Below are 22,714 nucleotides of genomic sequence, written 5' to 3'. Positions count from 1 at the left end.
CGTTTAATAAAAACCCTTTTATGGCACGGCTGTTGAATAGCTATTATAAATTCTAAAAATAATAGACATGAAAAAATTTCTACTATTTAGTTTTATCGGACTTCTACTATCGTGTAGTGGTGTCAAAAAAACGCAGGAGGCGCTTAACTCTGGTAACTACCAAACTGCTATAAATAAAGCAGTAATGAATATTGCGGAAAATAAGACCAAAAAAAGCAATCAGCAATACATAATTCTTTTAGAGGAAGGTTATAAAAAAAATACTGAGAGGGAGCTGCAGCATATTAAGTTTCTTAAAAAAGAAGGTAATGCCGCAAACTATGAGGAAATATATAATAGCTATAATAGATTACAATCTATTCAAGAGCGTATTCGCCCTTTATTGCCATTATATATTCAAGATGAAGGCAGAGATGCCAATTTCACCTTCAAGAATTATGATGATGATTTACTTGCTGCCAAATCTGAGTTGTCTGATTTTTTATACTCAAACGCTACTGCGTTATTGAAAGACGCCAATTATAAAACCGATTATAGAAAAGCTTACAACGACCTTAATTATTTAGACGAAATCAACCCAAATTATAAGGATGTTGCTTCTAAAATAAACGAAGCCTATCAAAAAGGGTTAGATTACATCATCGTAGAAATGATAAATAATACGGATCAAATTATACCTAAAAGATTAGAAGATGAGCTTTTAAATTTAAATACTTACGGATTAAATTCTAATTGGACGGAATACCACACCAATAGAATACAAAATCAATTGTATGACTACCAAATGGAAGTTTCTTTTCAAGACATCAATATTTCTCCAGAACAAATTAGCGAGAAACAAATAAGCAAGGAAAGACAAATAAAGGATGGTTATACTTTTGTTGAAGATCGTAATGGCAATGTAGTATCAGATAGTCTTGGTAATAGTATTAAGGTAGATAAGTTTAAAACCGTACGATGTGATTTCTATCAATTTACACAATTTAAAAGTGCACAAGTAACCGGAGTTGTAAGCTTCATTGATTTGAAGAAACAACAAAAGGTAAATCAATACCCATTATCAAGTCAATTCGTTTTTGAGCATGTCTATGCAAATTATGATGGTGATAAAAGAGCGCTTGACAATGAGTTGGTATCCCTTTTACAACTTGCAAGAGTACCATTTCCTAGCAATGAACAAATGGTTTATGATGCCGGAGAAGATTTAAAGAACAATCTCAAAAATATATTGAACAATCAACGTTTTAATTAAAAAAAAGCCCCGTAATAACGGGGCTTTTTTTATACATATTGTTCTAGCTGAATATCTGAAATGGCACTATGTGAATCATGTAAGACCACTACCCCATTTTTAATAATCAAAAGCTGAGGAGATTGGTGTACTACTCCAAATTCTGAAGCTACCGCATTAGACACATCTCTATTCGCCAACAAATCTAAAAAGTATAGATCTATTTGTCCATCTTCCAGACCATAACTGCTTTTAAACATATTTAGTACCATTCTACTTATACCACATGAGGTGGAATGCTTAAATATTACTTGAGGTCTACCATTAGACGCTGCTTTAATAGTACTTAATTGATCTACAGAATTTAAAGCCACCCAAGGAATGCCCGAAGAACTACCTTCATCTTCACTTTTAGAACCAAATAAACCACCAAATATTCCCATAAAATTCTTAATTTAATATTATCATTTCAACAAACCGAACCTGACTAATTGTCATTATATTTTTCTGATTTACAGCCATTATGTCTTGTAAATTCAATTGGTAAGATTGTTGACTAATACATATCAAAAGTATTACAATTAACTAAATCCGAAAGAATATGAATATAAATAATTTCACTATAAAATCACAGGAGGCTATTCAACAAGCCCAACTGATTGCCCAAAATAACGGACATCAGCAAATTGAGAACGAACATATATTTAAAGCACTTACCGAAGTTGAAGAGAATGTAATGCCCTTTTTGATTAAAAAACTAGGGATTAACTTTTCATTGGTTCAACAAATTGTAGAAAAAGAATTGTCAAGCTTTCCAAAAGTTGAAGGTGGAGATATTCAATTCTCTAGAGAAGCCGGTAAAACTTTGAACGAAGCAAGTATTATTGCTAAAAACATGGAAGATGAATATGTTTCCATAGAACACCTCTTTTTAGCCATTTTAAAATCTAAAAGCAAAATAGCCCAGATTTTAAAAGACCAAGGAGCTACAGAAAAGCATTTAATAGCAGCTATAAACGAATTGCGCAATGGCGAAAAGGTAACTTCACAAAGTGCCGAAGACAGTTATAACTCACTTAAAAAATACGCAAAGAACTTAAACGAACTGGCAGATAGTGGTAAACTTGACCCGGTTATTGGGCGTGATGAGGAAATTCGTAGAATCCTACAGATTTTATCAAGACGTACAAAAAACAATCCTATACTTGTAGGTGAGCCCGGCGTTGGTAAAACCGCTATTGTAGAAGGTTTAGCGCATAGAATTATTCAAGGCGACATTCCTGAAAACCTAAAGGATAAAGTAATTTATTCTTTAGATATGGGTGCTTTAATTGCAGGCGCAAAATATAAAGGAGAATTTGAAGAACGCCTAAAAGCCGTTATCAAAGAAGTTGTCAGCGCAGATGGCAACATTATCTTATTTATTGATGAGATACACACCTTAGTTGGTGCGGGTGGCGGTCAAGGAGCAATGGACGCAGCTAATATTCTTAAACCCGCTTTAGCAAGAGGTGAACTAAGATCAATTGGTGCAACTACATTGGATGAATACCAAAAGTATTTTGAAAAAGATAAAGCTCTTGAAAGAAGGTTTCAAAAAGTGGTTGTAGACCAGCCAGATACCGAAAGTGCCATCTCTATTCTTAGAGGTATTAAAGAGAAATACGAAGCGCACCATAAGGTTCGTATAAAAGATGAGGCGGTTATTTCCGCGGTAGAACTATCTCAACGCTATATCACCAATAGATTTTTACCGGACAAGGCTATTGACCTTATGGATGAAGCTGCTTCCAAACTTAGAATGGAAATTAATTCTAAACCTGAAGAGCTAGATGTTCTAGATCGTAAGATTATGCAGATTGAAATAGAAATTGAAGCGATAAAACGTGAAAATGACAAACAAAAACTTAAAATCTTAAATCTAGATTTAGCCAATATCAAAGAAGAGCGAAACGAAATTTTCGCTCAATGGGAAAGTGAAAAATCTGTTGTCGACAATATTCAGCAGACCAAACTAGATATTGAAAACTTTAAAGCTGAAGCCGAACGTGCCGAAAGAAATGGTGATTATGGTAAAGTAGCAGAAATTAGATATGGAAAAATTAAAGAAGCCCAAGAAAACCTTACTAAGTTACAAGATAATCTAGCTGAGCAACAACATGCGGGCACTTTAATCAAAGAAGAAGTTACAAGTGATGATATTGCCGAAGTTGTTGCTAAATGGACCGGTATACCTGTAACAAAAATGTTGCAGAGTGAACGCGAAAAATTGTTGAAGCTTGAAGAAGTACTGCATAAACGTGTTGTAGGTCAAGAAGAAGCTATTGAAGCGGTTTCAGACGCTATACGAAGAAGCAGAGCCGGACTGCAAGATTCTAAAAAACCTATTGGCTCATTTCTTTTCTTAGGAACAACCGGAGTGGGCAAAACAGAGCTTGCAAAAACATTGGCATCATATTTATTTGATGATGAAAATGCAATGACAAGAATAGACATGAGCGAATATCAAGAAAGACATTCGGTCAGTAGACTTGTAGGTGCACCTCCAGGATATGTAGGCTATGACGAAGGCGGACAATTAACAGAAGCTGTACGTAGAAGACCTTATTCTGTAGTGCTTTTAGATGAGATTGAAAAAGCACACCCAGATACGTTCAATATTTTATTGCAGGTATTAGACGAAGGTAGATTAACAGACAACAAAGGTCGTGTTGCAGACTTTAAGAATACAATTATCATTATGACTAGTAATATGGGAAGTGATATTATTCAGGATACTTTTGAAAATGCCGTAGATGTTTATAGCGCTACTGAAGCTGCAAGAGTTGAAGTGTTAGGTCTTTTAAAGAAGACAGTAAGACCAGAGTTTATAAATAGAATTGATGACATTGTCATGTTTACACCTTTAACCAAGGAAGACATCAAAGAAATAGTAAAACTTCAAATAGAGAGTTTAAAGAAAATGCTGGATAATCAGCAAATTACTTTAGATGCTACAGAAGAAGCTATAGCTTATTTGGCAGATAAAGGTTACGACCCACAATTTGGTGCCAGACCTGTAAAAAGAACTATCCAGAAAGAGGTTCTTAACAATATGTCCAAAGCATTGTTAAGCGGTGAAATTAAAGCGGATAGCGTTGTTTTACTAGATGCCTTCGATAATGGTTTAGTTTTTAGAAATCAAGAAGAAATAACAGTTTAATTTTTAAAAAATTGTTAGAAAAGCGTTCATATTAAATATATGGACGCTTTTTTTTATAAACAATATATACCATACAGTATAGATTATTTATATTCGCATTAAAACAGTCTATTATGTCAACCAAAGCCGAAAGAACAACCGCATTCATTATTGAGACTGTCGCGCCTGTATTCAACAAACACGGGTATGTAGGTACTAGTATGAGTGATTTAACCGATGCTACCAATTTAACCAAGGGTGCACTTTATGGTAATTTTGAAAACAAAGAAGCGCTGGCTTTAGCTGCATTCGAATTCAATAGAAGCTTATTGCTTACTGCTGTTGACGAGCATTTATCAATTGAAGGAAAGGCTATTGCTAAAATTGAAAATCTACTTGACTTTTATAAAAAATACGACATCTTTACTATGAAAATGGGTGGTTGCCCCATTTTAAATGTTGGTATAGATGCTCAACACAACAACAAGCTACTTGCTGCCGCAGCTAAAGAAACAATTAAGGAAATTGAAGGAAAAATAGCCTTAGTCTTTGAAAACGGCATAAATAACGGAGAGTTTAAACTACCAGTATCTCCATTACAATTTTCAAAACAATTATTTACGATTATTCAAGGTGCAATTTCAATGGCTACTATTACCAAGGATCGTAAATACTTATTGAATACGGTAACGTACTTAGATGTTCTAATTAAAAGAGAATTGAAGTAAACATTCTTATAGTAGTTTATTACTTATTAAGAAAAAGCCAAATACCGAAAAAGTATATTATTCGCCCGTTACCCTGAATATCCATAATTTATCAGTGTATTTTCCTCCAAGCTTAGAGTCCCTAGCTTCTCTGGCTTCTTTTATGAAATTGTATTTAGCCAAATACACATAATTATATTTATTCTTTTGTCTTAAGAACGATTTAGCATTGATTCCACGCTTTTGCATATCTGCAATAAAAGCGTTTAAGTACTTTTTAGTACCAAACACATTTGCTATCAAATAATACCCTGGTTCTAAAGAGCCTTCTTTGGTTACCTCCTCATACTTTTCACCAGCTCTAACTTTTACGACTTCATTTTTCATTGCCAATGCTTGACTTTGAGCAATAGAATCTTGTCTTCGTTGTTGAGCCAAGGCTAAAGCCGCTGCTTTATTTTTCTCTACTGTCGCTATAGAATCTTGCGTTTTTTGTTGCTTTAAAGCCTTAGCTGATGCCATAGCCTGTTCTGCTCTTGCATTTTCTATAGAGTCTCTTCGTCTTCTAATATCTCTTCTTGATTCTTTTACGACCAGTTTAGATGTACTTGTGGCATTTTGAATGGAATCTTTTATTCTATTACTTTCTATTAAAGCTAAACGCTCCTGCTTCTTTGATTCCCTTTTAAGAGCCAACTTTTCTGCCTTAGTCAGTTCGTTAGATACGATAACATTCTCCTCTTGCTTTACAAGGGCTTCTTCCTTTTGCTTTTTCTCCTCCGCAAGTAATTGCTCTTCAAGTTTTTCTTCTGGCGTTTGTAGTGTTCCCAATTTATAAGATGTCACCAATTCAAATGACGGGTCTTGACCTTTTAAATCTGAACTTGTACCCACTTCAACTAAGGCACCAAAAGATAATCTCTTAAAGAAACGTCCACCAACACCACCGGAGAATCCATAAAAACTATTATAGCCCGCTTGTGCCCAATATTTGTTTGTTGTCAACAATGTTGTCAACCCTATCTGATTATCCAACCCAGGAATGGTCTTATAATACAACATAGGTCTTAATACAGAACTATCATCTGAACTTAAAATACTAACTGGAATATCATAACTTACCAATGCTTGAAACATTCTATCCTCAGGACTTGTGTTGCGCTCATTGGAAGAGAAATTATAATCAAATAGATTTTCTGAAACCAAACCTATATTAAACCTATCAATACTCAAATTAACACCCGGTGCCATTTGCAAAATAAAATCATTTTCTGCGGAAGTCTGTATTGGGTTAGGTATAAAAAAACGATCGTCTGCCAACTTCTGTTGAAAAGCAAATACGTTTAAACCAACTCCTAAAATAACTCCCTCACTTAATTCTATAGTATGAGCATAATTAAGAGCTGCACCGGTATTTAAGAAAACACCTGTATTATGCTGAAAAAAACCAACACCTGCAGCAGATACATCATTTAATCTTGCTGTATAATTTAAAAATAGAGAAGTTGGGTCTGCATCATAAGATTGCCATTGCCACCTTGCCCACAATGCCACTGAAGAAGCATTATTACGGTCTAAGCTATAAGCAGGATTGATTAGACTACTATTATATTCAGTAATATTTTGCTGCCTAAAATCAGTAGGAAGTATGACCTCTTGGGCCTTAATACCTAGAACTACAAAACCAATAAGAAGCGCCCCACAAAATTTTTTCATATGCAAAAAAACAAAAAATAGACTATTTATAGTACTATTTTGAACTAATTTTAGTTATTAAATTAATACACCAAACAAAATTTCATGAAAGCATTAAAAATTGTTCTTTTAATTTTTCTGGCAATCAATCTTTCTTGCAAAGATGAGCCAGTAGTTGAAACATCGCAAGAAGAAACTTCAATTTCGACTTTTTATCTTATCAGACATGCTGAAAAAAATAGAAATAATCCTGATGATTCTGACCCTGAACTCAACCAAAAAGGCTTGGGAAGAGCTATGCATTGGGCAGAAATTCTAGCCGACACAGAATTAAACGCTATTTATTCTACAGACTATAACAGAACCGCAATGACCGCTGCACCTACCTCGGTAAAGCAAAACATTGATGTACAGTATTATGACCCTAGCACCATTGACATCGCCCAGTTTAAAAGCGATAACTTAAACAGTAATGTTTTAATTGTTGGACACAGTAACACTACTCCTGAATTTGTTAATAAACTAATCGACGAACAAAAGTATTTTGATATTGATGATAGCGAAAACGGAACTTTGTTTATCGTTAAAATCATAAACGGCATATCATCCGTAGAAAAACTTATTTTCAATTGTAACTGCCCAGATTAAAAAATCAGTAAACAATATCGTTAGCAATAACTTTTAAAAGGCTAAGACATTCATTGAAATGTTCTTACTTTTGCCTGTAATGCAGAATACTATAAACATTAAGAACAAAAGAGCTCGTTTTGAATACGAGCTTTTGGATAAATATACAGCCGGTATCGTTTTGGCAGGTACCGAGATTAAGGCTATAAGAGAAGGACGAGCTTCTATATCAGAAAGTTTTTGTGAATTTAACGATAGAGATGAGCTATTTGTTATCAATATGCAGATAGATGAATATTCTCATGCATCATACTTTAACCACAAACCAAAAGCTGCTCGTAAATTACTTTTACAAAGAAGAGAACTTAAAAAACTTAGCAAAGAAGTAAATACCTCTGGTTTAACTATTGTACCGCTTCGTGTATTTGTAAACGAAAGAGGTTTTGCAAAAATGCAAATTGCATTGGCCAAAGGTAAAAAGCTTTACGATAAAAGAGAGTCCATTAAAGATCGCGACAACAAGAGGGACCTTGATCGTATTAAAAAGAATTTCAACGGCTAGTTTTTATTTTCCAGCAAGGGCACAAACCTGAATGAACCGTATTCTGTCTTTGAAAATTCTTTTTCAGTAGTTCTCACGAACAATGTCATTATTTGTTCTTCAAAACCAATAGGTATAACTAACCTACCCCCTACTTTTAATTGCGATAACAAAGCCTTAGGTACTGCCGGCGCCCCGGCCGTTACTATTATACGATCAAAAGGAGCTTCTTTAGGTAAACCTTTATAACCATCACCAAAGATTACTTGCTTAGGTCTGTACCCCATTTTTTTAAAAAAGATACTGGTCTTTTTAAATAATTCTAACTGTCTTTCAACTGTATAAACCTTAACTTTTAATTTTAAAAGTACTGCTGTTTGGTAGCCGCTACCAGTACCAATTTCTAATACTTTCTGCCCTTGTTCAAGTTCTAATAATTCAGTTTGAAATGCAACGGTGTACGGGTGAGAAATTGTTTGGTTTGCAGCAATGGGAAATGCTTTGTTTTGATAGGCATGCCCCTCAAAACTACTATCCATAAACAAATGTCTAGGTATTTCTCTAACGGCATCCAGAACGTTTTTATCAGCTATTCCTTTGTCTATCAATACTTGCGCTAAATGGTTGCGCATGCCCCTGTGTTTTAAGGTATCTTTCAATGGTAGTCGGTTTGTCCTTCAAAGTTAATAAAGTTCTTTAAACGACGGAAGAACCAACAAAAACTTATCCTTATTTTTTCTAAAATTGAAATCCTGCATAGGATAAAACTACCTAACTATGCGTATTTTTGGGAAAAACGAAACAAATGTTAAAAGTTGGTGTTTTGGGAGCTGGGCATCTAGGTAAGATACACCTTAGACTTCTAAACGAATCTAAAAAATATGAACTAGTTGGTTTCTACGATGCCGATAGTTCTAATGGAGAAAAAGTTAGTTCTGAATTTGGATATACATATTTCAAAAGTCTAGACGAATTAATTGATGCTGTAGACGTTGTTGATATTGTTACCCCTACTCTTTCTCATTACGATTGTGCAAAAAAAGCAATTGAAAAAAGTAAACATATATTTATAGAAAAACCTATTACTCACACTCTTGAAGAAGCTAATTCCTTACTTGATTTAGAAGAGAAACATGGAGTAAAAGGACAGGTAGGACATGTTGAACGTTTTAACCCTGCATTCACTTCTGTTAAACACGCAATAAAAGAGCCTATGTTTATTGAGGCCCATAGATTAGCCGAGTTTAATCCCAGAGGTACTGATGTTCCTGTTGTATTAGATTTAATGATTCATGATATCGATGCTATTTTAAGTGTAGTAAATTCTGAAGTTATACAAGTAAATGCTAGCGGAGTATCTGTAATAAGTCAATCTCCAGATATTGCAAATGCTAGATTAGAATTTGCCAACGGATGCGTAGCAAATTTAACGGCCAGTAGAATTTCTTTAAAGAACATGAGAAAATCACGCTTCTTTCAAAAAGACGCGTATATATCCGTAGATTTTCTTGAAAAGAAAGTTGAAGTTGTTAAGATGAAAGATGCCCCTAAAGAACCTGGAGATTTTGACATGATACTACAAAACGCCGAGGGTATAAAAAAACAGATTTATTTTGAAAACCCGTCTATTGAGACGAACAATGCCATTTTAGATGAGCTAGAATCTTTTGCAGACGCAATCAATGACAACACAACTCCGGTAGTAAGTTTAAAACAAGGTACTCAAGCACTAAAAGTTGCATTACAAATTATTGCAGCCTTTAATCCAAATAAAATATGAAAACAATTGCAGTTATAGGTGCAGGTACAATGGGTAACGGAATTGCCCACGTATTTGCCCAAAACGGATTTCAAGTCCACCTAATAGATGTTTCTAAAGAATCCTTAGATAAAGGTCTTGCTACCATATCAAAGAATCTTGACCGTATGGTGGCAAAAGAAAAAATAAGTGAATCGGACAAAGAAGGCACACTTAATAATATTACGTCTTTTACAGCATTGAAATCTGGTGTTTCAAAAGTAGACCTTGCTATTGAAGCCGCCACAGAAAATGTAACGATTAAGCTTAAAATTTTTAAAGAGTTAGATGAGGTTTGTGATGCAAATACCATTTTAGCCTCTAACACTTCTTCAATATCTATTACACAAATTGCCGCAGCTACCAGTAGACCTGAAAAGGTTATTGGAATGCACTTTATGAATCCGGTACCGATAATGAAATTGGTTGAAATAATTCGTGGTTATAGCACCTCTAACGAGACTACAGATGCAATTATGGAACTTTCCAAAAAATTAGGAAAGACCCCTACTGAAGTCAATGATTACCCTGGTTTTGTGGCAAATAGAATTTTAATGCCCATGATTAATGAAGCTATTGAAACGTTACATCATGGCGTTGCAGGTGTTGAAGAAATAGACACGGTAATGAAATTAGGCATGGCACACCCTATGGGACCATTACAATTAGCTGATTTTATTGGGTTAGACGTTTGCCTTTCTATACTGAACGTAATGTATGACGGATTCAAAAATCCGAAATACGCTCCATCACCATTACTTGTAAATATGGTTATGGCAGGTAAGAAGGGAGTAAAATCTGGAGAAGGGTTTTATGATTATTCAGAAAGTAGAAAGGCGGAAGTAGTATCTGACCAGTTCACTAAATAAAGCATATTAGAATTGAAATTTATATGTCTATAAAAGAAAATCTATTAGCCATTAATAAAACCATCCATGATACAGTAACCCTAGTTGCCGTTTCTAAGACAAAACCTATGTCATATATTCAAGAAGCATATGATGAAGGACAGCGTATTTTTGGAGAGAACAGGGTTCAAGAAATGACAGAAAAGTGGGAGAATTTGCCAAAAGACATAGAGTGGCATATGATTGGTCACTTACAGCGTAATAAAGTCAAATATATGGCTGAGTACGTTTCTTTGGTTCATGGTGTTGACAGCCCAAGGTTATTGGCAGAAATAAATAAACAAGCGGAAAAACATAATCGTATTATTTCATGTTTGCTTCAGGTGCATATTGCCGAAGAAGACACAAAATTTGGGTTTAATGAAGAAGAACTACTTGAATTGGTAGACAACGAACAATTTAAGGCTTACAAAAATGTAAAAATTGTTGGCCTCATGGGTATGGCTACCTTTACCGATAACCTTGAACAGATTCGTAAAGAGTTTAGCGGTTTAAAATCGCTTTTTACAAAACTTAAAAGTAACTATACTGATTTTACTACGCTCTCTATGGGTATGAGCGGTGATTATAAAATCGCAATTGAAGAAGGCAGTACCATGGTACGTATAGGAAGTAGTATCTTTGGGTCTAGAAATTAATATCTAAAACACTACCACCCCATAAATTATATTATAATACATGTACGCAATTTTAGATATTGAAACTACTGGAGGAAAATTCAATGAAGAGGGAATCACTGAAATTGCTATTCACAAATTTGATGGACAAAAAGTCGTTGATAAATTTATAAGTTTAGTAAATCCTGAAAGGGAAATACAACCGTTCGTGGTCAAACTTACTGGTATTAATAGTAAAATGCTTAGAACGGCACCTAAATTTTATGAGGTAGCCAAACGAATAATAGAAATTACGGAAGACACCGTCATTGTAGCCCATAATGCCCAGTTCGATTATAGAATTCTAAGAACCGAATTTAGGCGTTTAGGATATAATTTTGAACGCAAAACCCTTTGTACCGTAGACTTATCAAAGCTTCTTTTACCAGATGCGGAATCGTACAGTTTAGGTAAATTGGTACGATCTCTAGGCATACCGGTAAGCGATAGACACCGCGCCAATGGAGATGCCTTGGCAACCATAAAACTTTTTAAATTATTGCTTGCCAAAGATTCTGAAAAAATAATCATCAAAGACACTATCAGAAAAGAAACTCAAGGTGAACTTTCTGAAAAGCAATTGGATATCGTACGAGACTTACCGAACAAAACCGGAGTCTTTTACATGCATAATAAAGATGGAGACATTATTCACCTTAGCAAATCCAGCGATATAAAAAAGAGGGTCAACCAGATTTTTACCAAGACCAATGATAAGTCTAGAAAATTAACCAAAGACACTAAAAAAGTTACTTTTGAACTTACAGGCAATGAACTTGTTGCAATTTTAAAGGAACACGAAGAGCTCTTAAAGCTCAGACCTAAATACAGCTCCATTCCTAAAAAAAGAATGTATAGTCACGCTATATGCAAAAGCGTTAACGAGAATGGTTATTTTTCTTTAGATATTAAACCTTACAGAGAATGTAAAGATCCCATAGGGCTTTTTAACGGTGTTTTCAGTGCTAAGAATTATTTATATAAAATTACCAAGGAATTTGAACTATGCGAGAAAGTAAACGGTATTAGTGAAGCTCGTAATAATTGTTCTAGCTATGATGATGGCAAATGCAAAGGCGCCTGTGTCAATAAAGAAGAAGTACAAGAATACAATAAACGCGTGATAGCTGCAACTACTCAAAATAGTATTAAAGCCAACAAAGTTGTTGTCGTAGACAAGGGTAGGGAAATTGGCGAGCAAAGCGCAATTTTACTTAAAAATGGCTCTTTAGTAGGCTTTGGTTTCTATGATTTAAACTATCAAATAAATAATATTCATATCTTAGAAAGTATTATTACACCAATGAACGGTACTCATGATGCTAATTACCTTATTGAATCTTATTTAAGAAAGAAACGTGTACTTAAAATAATTGAAATAAACGATTAGTTTGAAGGAAGACGAAAAACTATCACCTTGGAAGCATAAAATTCATGAAATAATTTATGAAGCAGATACCCCTATGGGTAAATTGTTTGATATTATTCTCTTCATAATAATCATTTTCAGTGTTATTCTTATCATGCTAGAAAGCGTTAAAGCTATTGACGCAGAATATCATGAAATTCTATTTGTACTTGAATGGATTGTTACTATTTTCTTTACCATTGAATATATAGCACGAATTATATCCATAAGAAAACCAAGTGCCTATATTTTCAGTTTTTATGGTATCATAGATTTTTTATCAACTATTCCATTATATATCTCCTATATTTTTGCAGGTTCACAAGTACTATTAGCCGTCCGCGCATTTAGATTATTACGTGTTTTCCGTATTTTAAAATTAGCACGTTTTCTTGGTGAAGCATCTCAATTAAAAAGAGCCTTAAAAGCTAGTAGGGCAAAAATTACGGTATTCTTATTTGCCGTACTCATTGCCTCTGTAATGATGGGAACACTTATGTATTTAGTAGAAGGTGACGAAGCAGGATTTACAAGCATACCTACAAGCATATACTGGACTATTGTTACACTTACTACGGTTGGTTACGGTGATATTGCTCCTATAACACCACAAGGTCAAGCCATTGCTACAATTATTATGCTATTAGGTTATGGTATCATTGCCGTACCAACAGGTATGGTTACCGCTGAATTTTCAAAACAAAACAGGGACAATGCCTCAAATCTAAAAGAATCTGGCAGTTACGTTCATGTTAATACGCAATGCTGCCCTACTTGCAGCAAAGAAGGTCATAGAGATGATGCTACCCATTGTTATAACTGTGGATCTATATTAAATGAATAAAACTCTTATATCCGTAGTTGGGCCAACTGCCATTGGCAAGACCAAATTGGCAATAATTTTAGCTCAACATTATAATACCGAGATCATTTCAGCCGATTCAAGGCAGTTTTTTAAAGAAATGAATATTGGTACCGCAGTACCCAGTTTAGAAGAGCTATCGCAAGCAAAACACCATTTTATACAGCATAAAAGTATTACGGAAGAATATACCGTAGGTGATTTTGAAAGAGAAGCCATTCATAAATTATCAGAGCTATTCAAAGTTCATGATATTGTAATTATGGTTGGTGGCAGCGGTCTTTATGTTAATGCCGTTACGGACGGACTTAATAATTTCCCAACTGTTGACCCATCTATTCGTGAAGATTTAAACGCCGAACTAGCAGATAAAGGCATGGAAGTTTTACAAAATAAATTAAAACAATTGGACCCTACATATTTTGAAAAGGTGGATATCTTTAATCCTCAGAGAGTAATCAGAGCATTAGAGGTTACCATTGGTAGCGGTACACCCTATTCATCGTTTTTAAACAAACCAAAAGCAAAAAGAGAATTTAAAGTTCTTTCTGTTGGACTGAAAGCTGAACGTCCATTAATCTATGAACGCATTAACCAACGTGTAGATCTTATGGTCAAAGCAGGACTCTTAGACGAAGCCAAAAACTTGATTGAGTACAAAGACTATAATGCTTTACAAACAGTTGGCTACAAAGAGCTTTTTAAGTATTTTGATGGCGAATGGACTTTGGATTTTGCCGTATCTGAAATTAAGAAAAATACACGAAGATTTGCCAAAAGACAACTCACCTGGTTTTTAAGAAATAAGGATACCAAATGGGTTGAATATGATTATAACCCTAAGACCCTTTTACCAGAAATTGATAATGAAATTGTAAATTTAAAACATGGTTAAAAAACAAATCTTATACTTAATGGGTGTTTCCGGAAGTGGTAAATCTACCATTGGTCAACTGTTAGCAGAGAAATTACAATTTCCTTTTTTTGATGGAGACAGTTTTCATCCAGAAGCGAATGTCAAGAAAATGAGGGAAGGTCACCCATTAAACGATGATGACCGCCAAGGCTGGTTAGAAAAGCTTAATGAGGTAGGTATAGAAAATTTAGCTACCGGAGCTGTAATTGTTTGCTCGTCCTTAAAAGAAAAATATAGAACCATACTAGGTAAAAATTTAGAAGATAAACATCAATTTGTTTATTTAGAAGGCAGTTTTGAACTTATTGAATCTCGACTTAACAAACGAGAAAATCATTATATGCCTAAGGGTTTATTGCAATCTCAATTTGATGATCTTGAAACTCCAAAAGATGCGCTAACAGTTTCTATAGACCAAACTCCTGATAATATTGTAAAGGATATTATCGGAAAATTATAAAGCAAAAAAAGCATCCCGGTAGGATGCTTTTTTATATATAGTTCTTAGGAAAATTATTCTCCTTCAGTCTTTACAACTAAACGGAAACCTTCACCATGTATGTTCAAAATTTCAACGGTATCATCAACTTTAAGATACTTACGTAATTTAGCAATGTAAACATCCATACTACGAGATGTAAAGTAGTTATCATCTCTCCATATCTTCGTCAACGCTAGTTCTCTTGGCATCAAATCATTTTCATGTAAAGCCAATAGACGCAATAACTCATTCTCTTTTGGAGAAAGTTTAATTGATTCCTCTTCTTTATATTTCAAGAATCTTAATTTAGAATTCAAGTGAAAACCACCAATTGTAAATTCAAATTTCTTACTATCCGCCAATCCGTTAGATGCTTTTCTTTGAAGAATTGCTTTTAATTTCATAAGTAAAACTTCAGAATCAAAAGGCTTGTTCAAATAATCATCTGCACCAGCTTTATATCCTTTAAGAACATCTTCCTTCATTGTTTTTGCCGTCAAAAATACTATGGGAACATTCTCATTCTTTTCACGTATTTCTTTCGCTAACGTGAAGCCGTCCTTGTAAGGCATCATAACATCTAAAATGCAAATGTCATAATTATCCTTCTTGAACTTCTCAAAACCTTCCATTCCATTCTTTGCCAAAGTGACGTCAAAGTCATTCATTGACAAATAATCCTTCAATACAATCCCAAAATTTGGGTCATCCTCTACTAAAAGTATTTTCTTGTTTATTGTTTCCATATATTTTTATATTAATGGCAGTTTTATGTAAAATGTACTTCCTTTTCCTTTTTCACTTTCGGCATATACTTCGCCTTGGTGGTCTTCTACTATTTTTTTAACGTATGACAATCCTAATCCATGCCCTTTAACGTTGTGCAAATCTCCTGTGTGTTCTCGATAGAATTTTTCAAATACTTTCTTGACCACAGCCTTACTCATACCAGCACCTTGATCTCTTACTTTTATAATGATATAATTCTTAGCTCTTTCTGTAAACACATCAATTTTGGGTGCCTCTTCAGAATACTTAATTGCATTATCCAACATATTTACAACTACATTGGTAAAATGCATTTCATTTGCCAATACCTCACATCTTTCAGCATCTAAATGTGTATGTATATATCCTCCCCTATCATCTACTATTAATTGTACGTGAGTAATAGCATCTTCTATAATGTCGTGAACATTAACCCTATCCTTACTAATATCAAGCTGATTTTTTTCAAGTTTAGAAATTCTTAATACATTCTCTACTTGAGCATGCATTCTTTTATTCTCATCTCTAATCATCTGTAAATACCGTAAAACCTTTTCTTGATCTGTTATTATCTTCGGGTTTCTAATCGCTTCAACAGCAAGATTAATAGTCGCAATGGGAGTTTTGAACTCATGTGTCATATTATTAATGAAATCTGTTTTTATTTCAGATATCTGCTTTTGTCGTATCAACTGATAAATTGCACCCGCATAGGCTACCACTATAATAATGGTAAACAATAACGACAACAGTGCCAGACCTAAAATGGACTGTACCAAGAATCGTTTTTTCTTCGGAAAGGAAATTAATAAATCGAAATTTGAAACTCCCTCAAAGTCTACAAACATTGGAGATTTGTAAATATTTGATTCAGCATACTTGAATTTAGAGGATTTTACCTTGGTCGGCAGGCCATTACTATATACCCCATATTCAAATGCAATATCAACACCTCTATTCTCTAACTCTCTTTTTAAAAGTAATTCTATTTCTTGCTTGGAAACACGCTTATGTATAGGTACACGCTTGGCATGAACCATAAACATTTCTTCCATGGCAGCCTTTTCCATTTTGTTAAGACCTCCAATCTTTTCAATCCTTTGAATAGGATTAAAACGAGGCGTATTAGTTTCTAGATCAAAATCTTTTCTAAAAATTGAGGTTGTTCGTTTACTGGTAAAATTTTTAATGATAGTGGTATCCGCACCATCACTACTATCAAAGAACGTAGACGAAATACCATAATCTTCTTCTAATATACCGTGTTCATACAGTAATATTTCATTAGAATTGATATCCCTATCAATAAAGAAAAAATTAGTGAGCTGAGCACCTTTGAGCTCTCCTCCAATACTATCCTTTGCATGTAAATACCTATCAAAGTAGTTTTTAGATTCTCTTTCGGTAATTTTATTGGTGACACTGTTTAATGCTTCTGAAACACTGCTAGAGAATTGTTCTTCTCCGCTATCTATGGATTTACTGATCCAGAAACTTTGAACGAAAATCAGACCAATAAGTGAAAGGCTCATTAAAACCACTAAGAGCACAAATAACTTTTTGTTCATTGGGTGTTAAAATTAAAGATTTAACAGTTAGAGGTTAGTACGTTTAACCTAACCTTAACAAAAATGTTAAAATTGCTAAATAACTAGCAGTCAGCAAGGATAGATGCATGAACTTTAAGAACTTTTTCCCTGGTTCTATCTAAGTCTATATTTTCAATTACAATATTGGTCAGTTTCAATTTAGTTTCGTCATCAAGTTGATTGCTCATGCGGGCTTCAACTTGTTCCCTTGTACTTTCATCTCTATGCAAAACTCTGGCTATACGTACTTCTTTAGGTGCTGTTACCAAAATAACCTTATCATACAATTCTTGCGCCCTATTTTCAAACAAAAGGGCCGTTTCTTGAATTACGTAAGGTGAGTCTTGTTCTTTTGTCCAGTCAACAAAGTCTTGCCTTACTACCGGATGAACAATACCGTTCAATTTTTGAAGTAATTCTTTGTCTTTAAAGACCTTACTAGCAATGAATGATCTATTCAACCTACCATCTACATAAGCTTCTTCTCCCAAAAGCTCAACCAGTTGCTTATGAATTAGTTCTGAATTATTCATTAGATACTTTGCGCGTTGATCAGAATCATAAACCGGAACGCCTAACTCATTAAACATACCTGCTACTGTAGACTTACCACTACCAATACCACCTGTTAAACCAATTACTATCATTCTCTACGTAGTATAAATTCAACTTCATTTGTACTGATTACGGCATTGTTTAAAGTTCTTGGGTATTTTACCAATTTCACCGATAATCTATTATCTGTTTCTTTTGTGACTTTAGAATAATCTGCCTCTACCGAAAAATCTTCTGCTTCTAATTCTTTCAAATGCTCTAAAGTACCTTGACAACGGACTTCAACAATTTCTGGAAAAGTACGAACCTTTATATTTTCTGGCAGATTAATTACATCTACAGGAACTTGTATCACCTGCTCAGAAAACTTAACCACTTTACCTGAAATCATTACTGTTTTATTGGCAAATGTTGTCCCTTTCAATTGTTTTGGCAACTGTAAATCAATTTCATTTGAGAATGAAGTATTTATATAATCAGACTTAAATAATGTTGTTCTTATTTGCTTAATGGAATCAATTTGACTCTTAGGTCCTGAAATTTGAATTGAATCTGGCTCAATTTCAATCTCACCCTCAAGAATATAGTTTGAAGCAAAGGTGATATCCAGCAAAGCTTTCACTGGAACTTTTTTTACGTCTAACGATGTAAAATCAAAATATATAGCATCGCTTTCAAAATCCATCAACGTACTGTAATTATTGAGCTGAGATTCTAATTGAATTTTAATTTGATCTTCTGTTAAATAATAGGTATCATCCTTATGGATAACCTTACTTACATCTAACTGAATATGCTTTGGTTTTAATTCATAACCTAAAAACTGAAATCCCGCTGCTTGAAGTCTTACTTGAATTTCATCTTTTGGCGTATTTGCCAATAAAAACTCTTCTGGTATATTAATATACTCTATTTGAAAAGTAGTGTTGCTCGTATACGTAAGCGATAATTTATTAATTAACCACGCTAGAGAAGCACACAACAAGAACACAAGAAAGACTTTTACCTTTCTTTTCTTTAGTCCTGTTTTTATCCACTCTATTAAACGTTCCATTAACTCACTCTAAAAAATAATTTAGGAAATATTTCCTCTGGTTTTTTACTTGAGGAATTAATATACAAGGTAGATTTTAAAAATCCATATCCATATCCAAAAAATTGTATCGCTGTTGCAACTAAAGATAATAATGCCACTTTCAAATTGCGAGTTTTAACAATCGCGTCCACAAACAATACTGAAAAATATAAAGCATACAAATACAACGGTACTGCAAAACCTAATGCCGCCAATATAATTGAAATTATTAATCCTAAACAAAATACAGTAGGAAACCAATAGGTAATCTTTTTAGTTTCAGGATGCCATTTATTCAATATTGGGCGAACCATACCGAATTTATTTACCTGAATATAAAATTTGTTCCAATCTATTCGCCTTTTATGATATACAAATGCTTCTGATATCAATTTAGTCTTATATCCACTATTCCAAATGCGTATCGTTAGATCTGGATCTTCACCTGGGTGAATATTTCCGTATCCGCCTACATTTTCAAAAGCTTCTTTAGATATACCCATATTAAAGCTTCTAGGCTGAAATTTATCTACCGCCTTCTTACCACCACGAATTCCTCCAGTGGTCAAAAAAGAGGTCATAGCATAATTTATTGCTTTTTGGACCGTAGAAAAAGATTCATGCGCCGCATCTGGACCGCCATAACAATGCACATAATCTTCTTGCAAACTCTTCTCTGCAGCCACAAGGTACTGCGGTGGCAAAATACAATCAGAGTCTAACACGATAAAGTAATTGCCTTTTGCCCTGGCCATTCCGTAATTACGGGAATCACCAGGACCAGAATTAGGCTTCTTGTAATAAGAAATTGCCAAAGTATCTACATAGTCACTTATAACTTCTTCAGATGAAATTGCAGAACCATCTTCGACGATTACAACCTCAAAAGTTTTGTCATAAGTCTGTAAACGCAGACTATTCAACAGCTCCTTTATTTCGTTGGGTCTATTGTATACGGGAATGATAAAAGAAAACGACAAGTCCATTTTTACGCTCCTTTAATGAATAGGCTCCAATGAAATTGGAATATTAAAATCTTGATTAAAACTTCTCTATAACTTCTTGACTAACTCCTGTATTAGAGAAACCACCGTCATGAAACAAGTTCTGCATGGTTACCTTCCTTGTAAGGTCAGAGAATAATGTTATGGTATAATCAGCACAATCTTGAGCTGAAGCATTACCTAAAGGAGACATTTTTTCTGCATAGCTGATAAAACCATCAAAACCTTTTACCCCTTGTCCTGCAGTTGTTGCCGTTGGTGACTGAGAAATAGTATTTACACGTACATTTTTCTCTTTACCAAAGAAATAACCAAAGCTACGGGCAACGGACTCTAAATATGCTTTATTGTCTGCCATATCATTGTAATCAGGGAAAGTTCTTTGTGCCGCCATATAAGTCAAAGCAACTACACTACCCCACTCGTTCATTGCATCTGCTTTGTAAAGTGATTGTAATACTTTATGAAAAGAAAGTGCAGAAACATCCCATCCTTTTGCTGTGAAATCGTATTTCTCATCTGTATAAGCACGACCCTTACGCACATTTACCGACATACCGATAGAATGCAATACAAAATCAATTTTTCCTCCTAAAATTTCAACTGCCTTTGCTACTAAATTATCCAAGTCTTCAACACTAGTTGCGTCTGCAGGTATAATTTCTGAACCGGTTTCTTTTGCCAATTGATCTATTTGACCCATTCTCATGGCAATTGGGGCGTTTGTCAATACAAAAGTACCACCTTCAGCGTGTACCGTTTGTGCTGTTTTCCACGCAATAGAATTCTCGTCTAATGCTCCAAAAATAATTCCCCTTTTACCTTTTAATAAGTTATATCCCATGATGGTTGATTCTATAGTTAGATTTAAAATTCAAAGATATCTAAAATATGTTAATAGCGAATTGATGTACTACTTAAAAACCTTAAAACAACAGTCTTAATGCAAAGACATAACTTCTTTATTAAAGAAGAGCAATTACATAATCTAAATAAGTTGTGATTTATATATTTGAAGATGCGCTTAAAAGTTCTTTTGCATGTGCCATTGCAGAATCTGACAAATCTTTTCCGCTTAACATATGAGCCAACTCCACCACTCTTTCATCATCTGTCAATTGTTTTAAATTCGTCATGGTGCGTTCTTTACCTTCAGTTTTAAAAACTTTGAAATGATTGTTTCCTTTTGATGCTACTTGTGGCAAATGTGTGATAGAGAATACTTGAAGATCAGCACTCATATCTTTCATAATATCAGCCATGCGGTCAGATATTTCACCAGAAACACCTGTGTCAATTTCATCGAACATAATTGTTGGGAGCTTTTCATACTTGGCAAGTATTGATTTGATTACCAACATAATTCTAGATAATTCTCCACCAGATGCTACTTTCTTTAATTCGCCATAACTACCACCCCTATTGGCGGTAAATAAAAATGAAAGTTCATCTTTACCCGTGGTCGTAAATGCCTGTGCAGCACTTATTTTTATTTCAAAGGATGCACTAGGCATACCTAATAGACCTAAGTCCGACTCTAATTTTTTCTTTAATTGCGGTATTACCGAATTTCTCTTTTCTCGTAAAACAATTGCTTTCGACTCTAAAACAGACTGCATTTCTTCAATTTCCTTTGTCTTAGCAGCAATATTATCTTCTAAGTTGGCTGTTTCAAAAACTTTATCGGCAAGATCATTTTTAATAACAATCAATTCTGCAATGTCACTTACATTATGCTTTTTCAACAAATTATACAGCAACTGTAATTTATTGTTTACTTGCTCCAACTGATCAGGATTTGCCTCAACACCTTCTTGTAATCGTTGTAATTCTGAACTGACATCATCCAATTCTATCATGACTGATTTTACACGATCGAACAAATCTTTATAGTTTGTACCAAAATCAACCAACTTTGAAAGTGATTGGCGCATTTCCGCCACCAAGGGCAGAACACCAATTTGTTCATCATTGAACAACTGATTTCCTTTAGACAACTGCTCCATAATCAACTCCACATTGTTCAACTGTTCATATTCTTCTTCCAGCTCTTCGACAACCCCTACTTTCAATGGCGCTTTTTCTAACTCTTCTAGCAAAAATGTATTGTAATCCTGCTCTTTGTTGGCAGTGCTCTGTACTTCAATAAGTTTCTCTAATTCTTTCTGGGCTTTACGATAAGCTTTTAAATCTCTTCTATATGCCGTTAATCGTTTTTGATTGTTTGCCAGAGCATCTACTAATTTTAACTGAAAGTCATTTTCAGTAAGTTGCATGGTCTGGTGCTGAGAATGAATATCAATAAGGTTTTCACCCAATGTCGACAAGACCCCTAAAGTAACGGGAGTGTCATTAACAAATGCCCTAGACTTTCCACTTGGTAAAATTTCACGTCTTATGACCGTACTATCATCATAGTCCAAATCATTTTCTTCAAAGAAACCCTGAAGTCCGTAAGTATCAATTTTGAAAGTACCCTCTATAATACACTTCTGATCCTTAACCCGTAATGAAGATAAGTCCGCACGTTTACCAAGTACCAAAGATAAACCACCAAGTAAAATAGATTTACCGGCACCTGTTTCACCGGTAATAACCGTGAAGCCTTTGTTGAAGTCTACTTCTAGACGATCAATTAATGCGTAATTAGAAATGGAAAGGGTTGAAAGCACACGTTAGAATTTTAGATTCACAAAGGTAATCTATAATTCC

The 22,714-nt window shown here is 34.3% G+C and carries 22 protein-coding genes; 12 read left to right on the top strand and 10 right to left on the bottom strand.

Annotated features, from left to right (window positions below; all coding sequences use genetic code 11):
* The first annotated feature begins 67 nt into the window (after positions 1 to 67).
* Complete coding sequence (locus PXD56_RS07530; RefSeq protein ID WP_276492723.1) at positions 68 to 1,252, top strand: hypothetical protein; 1,185 nt, start codon at positions 68 to 70, stop codon at positions 1,250 to 1,252.
* 29 nt (positions 1,253 to 1,281) lie between these two features.
* Here the strand turns inward: PXD56_RS07530 and ytxJ are convergent, their stop codons facing one another.
* A complete protein-coding gene (gene ytxJ, locus PXD56_RS07525) occupies positions 1,282 to 1,674 on the bottom strand; it encodes a bacillithiol system redox-active protein YtxJ (protein ID WP_276492722.1) in 393 nt (130 codons plus the stop codon).
* 158 nt (positions 1,675 to 1,832) lie between these two features.
* Here ytxJ and clpB point away from each other — a divergent pair, with 158 nt between their 5' ends.
* Both clpB and PXD56_RS07515 read left to right on the top strand, forming a co-directional pair.
* Entirely contained in the window at positions 1,833 to 4,433 is a 2,601-nt protein-coding gene (clpB, locus tag PXD56_RS07520) for an ATP-dependent chaperone ClpB (protein ID WP_276492721.1), read from the top strand.
* 113 nt (positions 4,434 to 4,546) lie between these two features.
* The gene (locus tag PXD56_RS07515; protein ID WP_276492720.1) at positions 4,547 to 5,140 is read left to right on the top strand and encodes a TetR/AcrR family transcriptional regulator; all 594 of its coding nucleotides are present in this window, start codon (positions 4,547 to 4,549) and stop codon (positions 5,138 to 5,140) included.
* A 57-nt stretch (positions 5,141 to 5,197) separates the two neighbouring features.
* Here PXD56_RS07515 and PXD56_RS07510 read toward each other — a convergent pair whose 3' ends face one another.
* Entirely contained in the window at positions 5,198 to 6,835 is a 1,638-nt protein-coding gene (locus PXD56_RS07510; protein ID WP_276492719.1) for a PorP/SprF family type IX secretion system membrane protein, read from the bottom strand.
* Between the two features lie 84 nt (positions 6,836 to 6,919).
* Here PXD56_RS07510 and PXD56_RS07505 point away from each other — a divergent pair, with 84 nt between their 5' ends.
* Both PXD56_RS07505 and smpB read left to right on the top strand, forming a co-directional pair.
* The gene (locus PXD56_RS07505) at positions 6,920 to 7,462 is read left to right on the top strand and encodes a SixA phosphatase family protein (protein ID WP_276492718.1); all 543 of its coding nucleotides are present in this window, start codon (positions 6,920 to 6,922) and stop codon (positions 7,460 to 7,462) included.
* 79 nt (positions 7,463 to 7,541) lie between these two features.
* Positions 7,542 to 8,003: an SsrA-binding protein SmpB gene (smpB, locus tag PXD56_RS07500; RefSeq protein WP_276492717.1), complete on the top strand. Its 462-nt coding sequence runs from the start codon at positions 7,542 to 7,544 to the stop codon at positions 8,001 to 8,003.
* On the opposite strand, the gene PXD56_RS07495 is transcribed toward smpB, so the two are convergent.
* Positions 8,000 to 8,641: a protein-L-isoaspartate(D-aspartate) O-methyltransferase gene (locus PXD56_RS07495; protein ID WP_276492716.1), complete on the bottom strand. Its 642-nt coding sequence runs from the start codon at positions 8,639 to 8,641 to the stop codon at positions 8,000 to 8,002. The genes smpB and PXD56_RS07495 overlap by 4 nt on opposite strands.
* A gap of 146 nt (positions 8,642 to 8,787) precedes the next feature.
* Here PXD56_RS07495 and PXD56_RS07490 point away from each other — a divergent pair, with 146 nt between their 5' ends.
* The 7 genes from PXD56_RS07490 to PXD56_RS07460 are packed head-to-tail and all read left to right on the top strand — an operon-like array spanning position 8,788 to position 14,990.
* Positions 8,788 to 9,762, top strand: coding sequence for a Gfo/Idh/MocA family protein (locus PXD56_RS07490; protein ID WP_276493272.1), 975 nt, complete (start codon positions 8,788 to 8,790; stop codon positions 9,760 to 9,762).
* Positions 9,759 to 10,649 carry a 3-hydroxybutyryl-CoA dehydrogenase gene (locus PXD56_RS07485; RefSeq protein ID WP_276492715.1) on the top strand — a complete coding sequence of 297 codons (891 nt, stop codon included), beginning with the start codon at positions 9,759 to 9,761 and terminating at the stop codon, positions 10,647 to 10,649. Before PXD56_RS07490 ends, PXD56_RS07485 begins: the two co-directional genes overlap by 4 nt.
* 23 nt (positions 10,650 to 10,672) lie before the next feature.
* A complete protein-coding gene (locus PXD56_RS07480) occupies positions 10,673 to 11,326 on the top strand; it encodes a YggS family pyridoxal phosphate-dependent enzyme (protein WP_276492714.1) in 654 nt (217 codons plus the stop codon).
* Between the two features lie 40 nt (positions 11,327 to 11,366).
* The gene (locus PXD56_RS07475; RefSeq protein ID WP_276492713.1) at positions 11,367 to 12,734 is read left to right on the top strand and encodes an exonuclease domain-containing protein; all 1,368 of its coding nucleotides are present in this window, start codon (positions 11,367 to 11,369) and stop codon (positions 12,732 to 12,734) included.
* Between the two features lies 1 nt (position 12,735).
* The gene (locus PXD56_RS07470) at positions 12,736 to 13,596 is read left to right on the top strand and encodes an ion transporter (RefSeq protein ID WP_276492712.1); all 861 of its coding nucleotides are present in this window, start codon (positions 12,736 to 12,738) and stop codon (positions 13,594 to 13,596) included.
* Entirely contained in the window at positions 13,589 to 14,509 is a 921-nt protein-coding gene (gene miaA / locus PXD56_RS07465) for a tRNA (adenosine(37)-N6)-dimethylallyltransferase MiaA (RefSeq protein WP_276492711.1), read from the top strand. Before PXD56_RS07470 ends, miaA begins: the two co-directional genes overlap by 8 nt.
* Positions 14,502 to 14,990: a gluconokinase gene (locus PXD56_RS07460; protein WP_276492710.1), complete on the top strand. Its 489-nt coding sequence runs from the start codon at positions 14,502 to 14,504 to the stop codon at positions 14,988 to 14,990. Before miaA ends, PXD56_RS07460 begins: the two co-directional genes overlap by 8 nt.
* 53 nt (positions 14,991 to 15,043) lie before the next feature.
* Here the strand turns inward: PXD56_RS07460 and PXD56_RS07455 are convergent, their stop codons facing one another.
* The 7 genes from PXD56_RS07455 to recN form a co-directional block, all read right to left on the bottom strand.
* Entirely contained in the window at positions 15,044 to 15,757 is a 714-nt protein-coding gene (locus tag PXD56_RS07455) for a response regulator transcription factor (RefSeq protein WP_276492709.1), read from the bottom strand.
* 6 nt (positions 15,758 to 15,763) lie between these two features.
* Positions 15,764 to 17,347, bottom strand: coding sequence for a sensor histidine kinase (locus PXD56_RS07450; RefSeq protein WP_276492708.1), 1,584 nt, complete (start codon positions 17,345 to 17,347; stop codon positions 15,764 to 15,766).
* An 83-nt stretch (positions 17,348 to 17,430) separates the two neighbouring features.
* Complete coding sequence (gene coaE / locus PXD56_RS07445) at positions 17,431 to 18,015, bottom strand: dephospho-CoA kinase (RefSeq protein ID WP_276492707.1); 585 nt, start codon at positions 18,013 to 18,015, stop codon at positions 17,431 to 17,433.
* Positions 18,012 to 18,977, bottom strand: coding sequence for a CdaR family protein (locus tag PXD56_RS07440; RefSeq protein WP_276492706.1), 966 nt, complete (start codon positions 18,975 to 18,977; stop codon positions 18,012 to 18,014). The genes coaE and PXD56_RS07440 overlap by 4 nt, the downstream gene beginning before the upstream one ends.
* Positions 18,977 to 19,984: a glycosyltransferase family 2 protein gene (locus tag PXD56_RS07435; RefSeq protein ID WP_276492705.1), complete on the bottom strand. Its 1,008-nt coding sequence runs from the start codon at positions 19,982 to 19,984 to the stop codon at positions 18,977 to 18,979. The genes PXD56_RS07440 and PXD56_RS07435 overlap by 1 nt, the downstream gene beginning before the upstream one ends.
* Positions 19,985 to 20,039: 55 nt before the next feature.
* Positions 20,040 to 20,846 carry an enoyl-ACP reductase FabI gene (locus PXD56_RS07430; RefSeq protein WP_133672896.1) on the bottom strand — a complete coding sequence of 269 codons (807 nt, stop codon included), beginning with the start codon at positions 20,844 to 20,846 and terminating at the stop codon, positions 20,040 to 20,042.
* 160 nt (positions 20,847 to 21,006) lie between these two features.
* On the bottom strand, positions 21,007 to 22,674 hold the full coding sequence (gene recN / locus PXD56_RS07425) for a DNA repair protein RecN (protein ID WP_276492704.1): 1,668 nt from the start codon (positions 22,672 to 22,674) through the stop codon (positions 21,007 to 21,009).
* Between the last annotated feature and the right edge of the window lie 40 nt (positions 22,675 to 22,714).

It is taken from the genome of Maribacter zhoushanensis (genome assembly GCF_029350975.1).
Classification (GTDB): domain Bacteria; phylum Bacteroidota; class Bacteroidia; order Flavobacteriales; family Flavobacteriaceae; genus Maribacter; species Maribacter zhoushanensis.
This window is presented reverse-complemented; position numbering and strand designations above follow the sequence as displayed.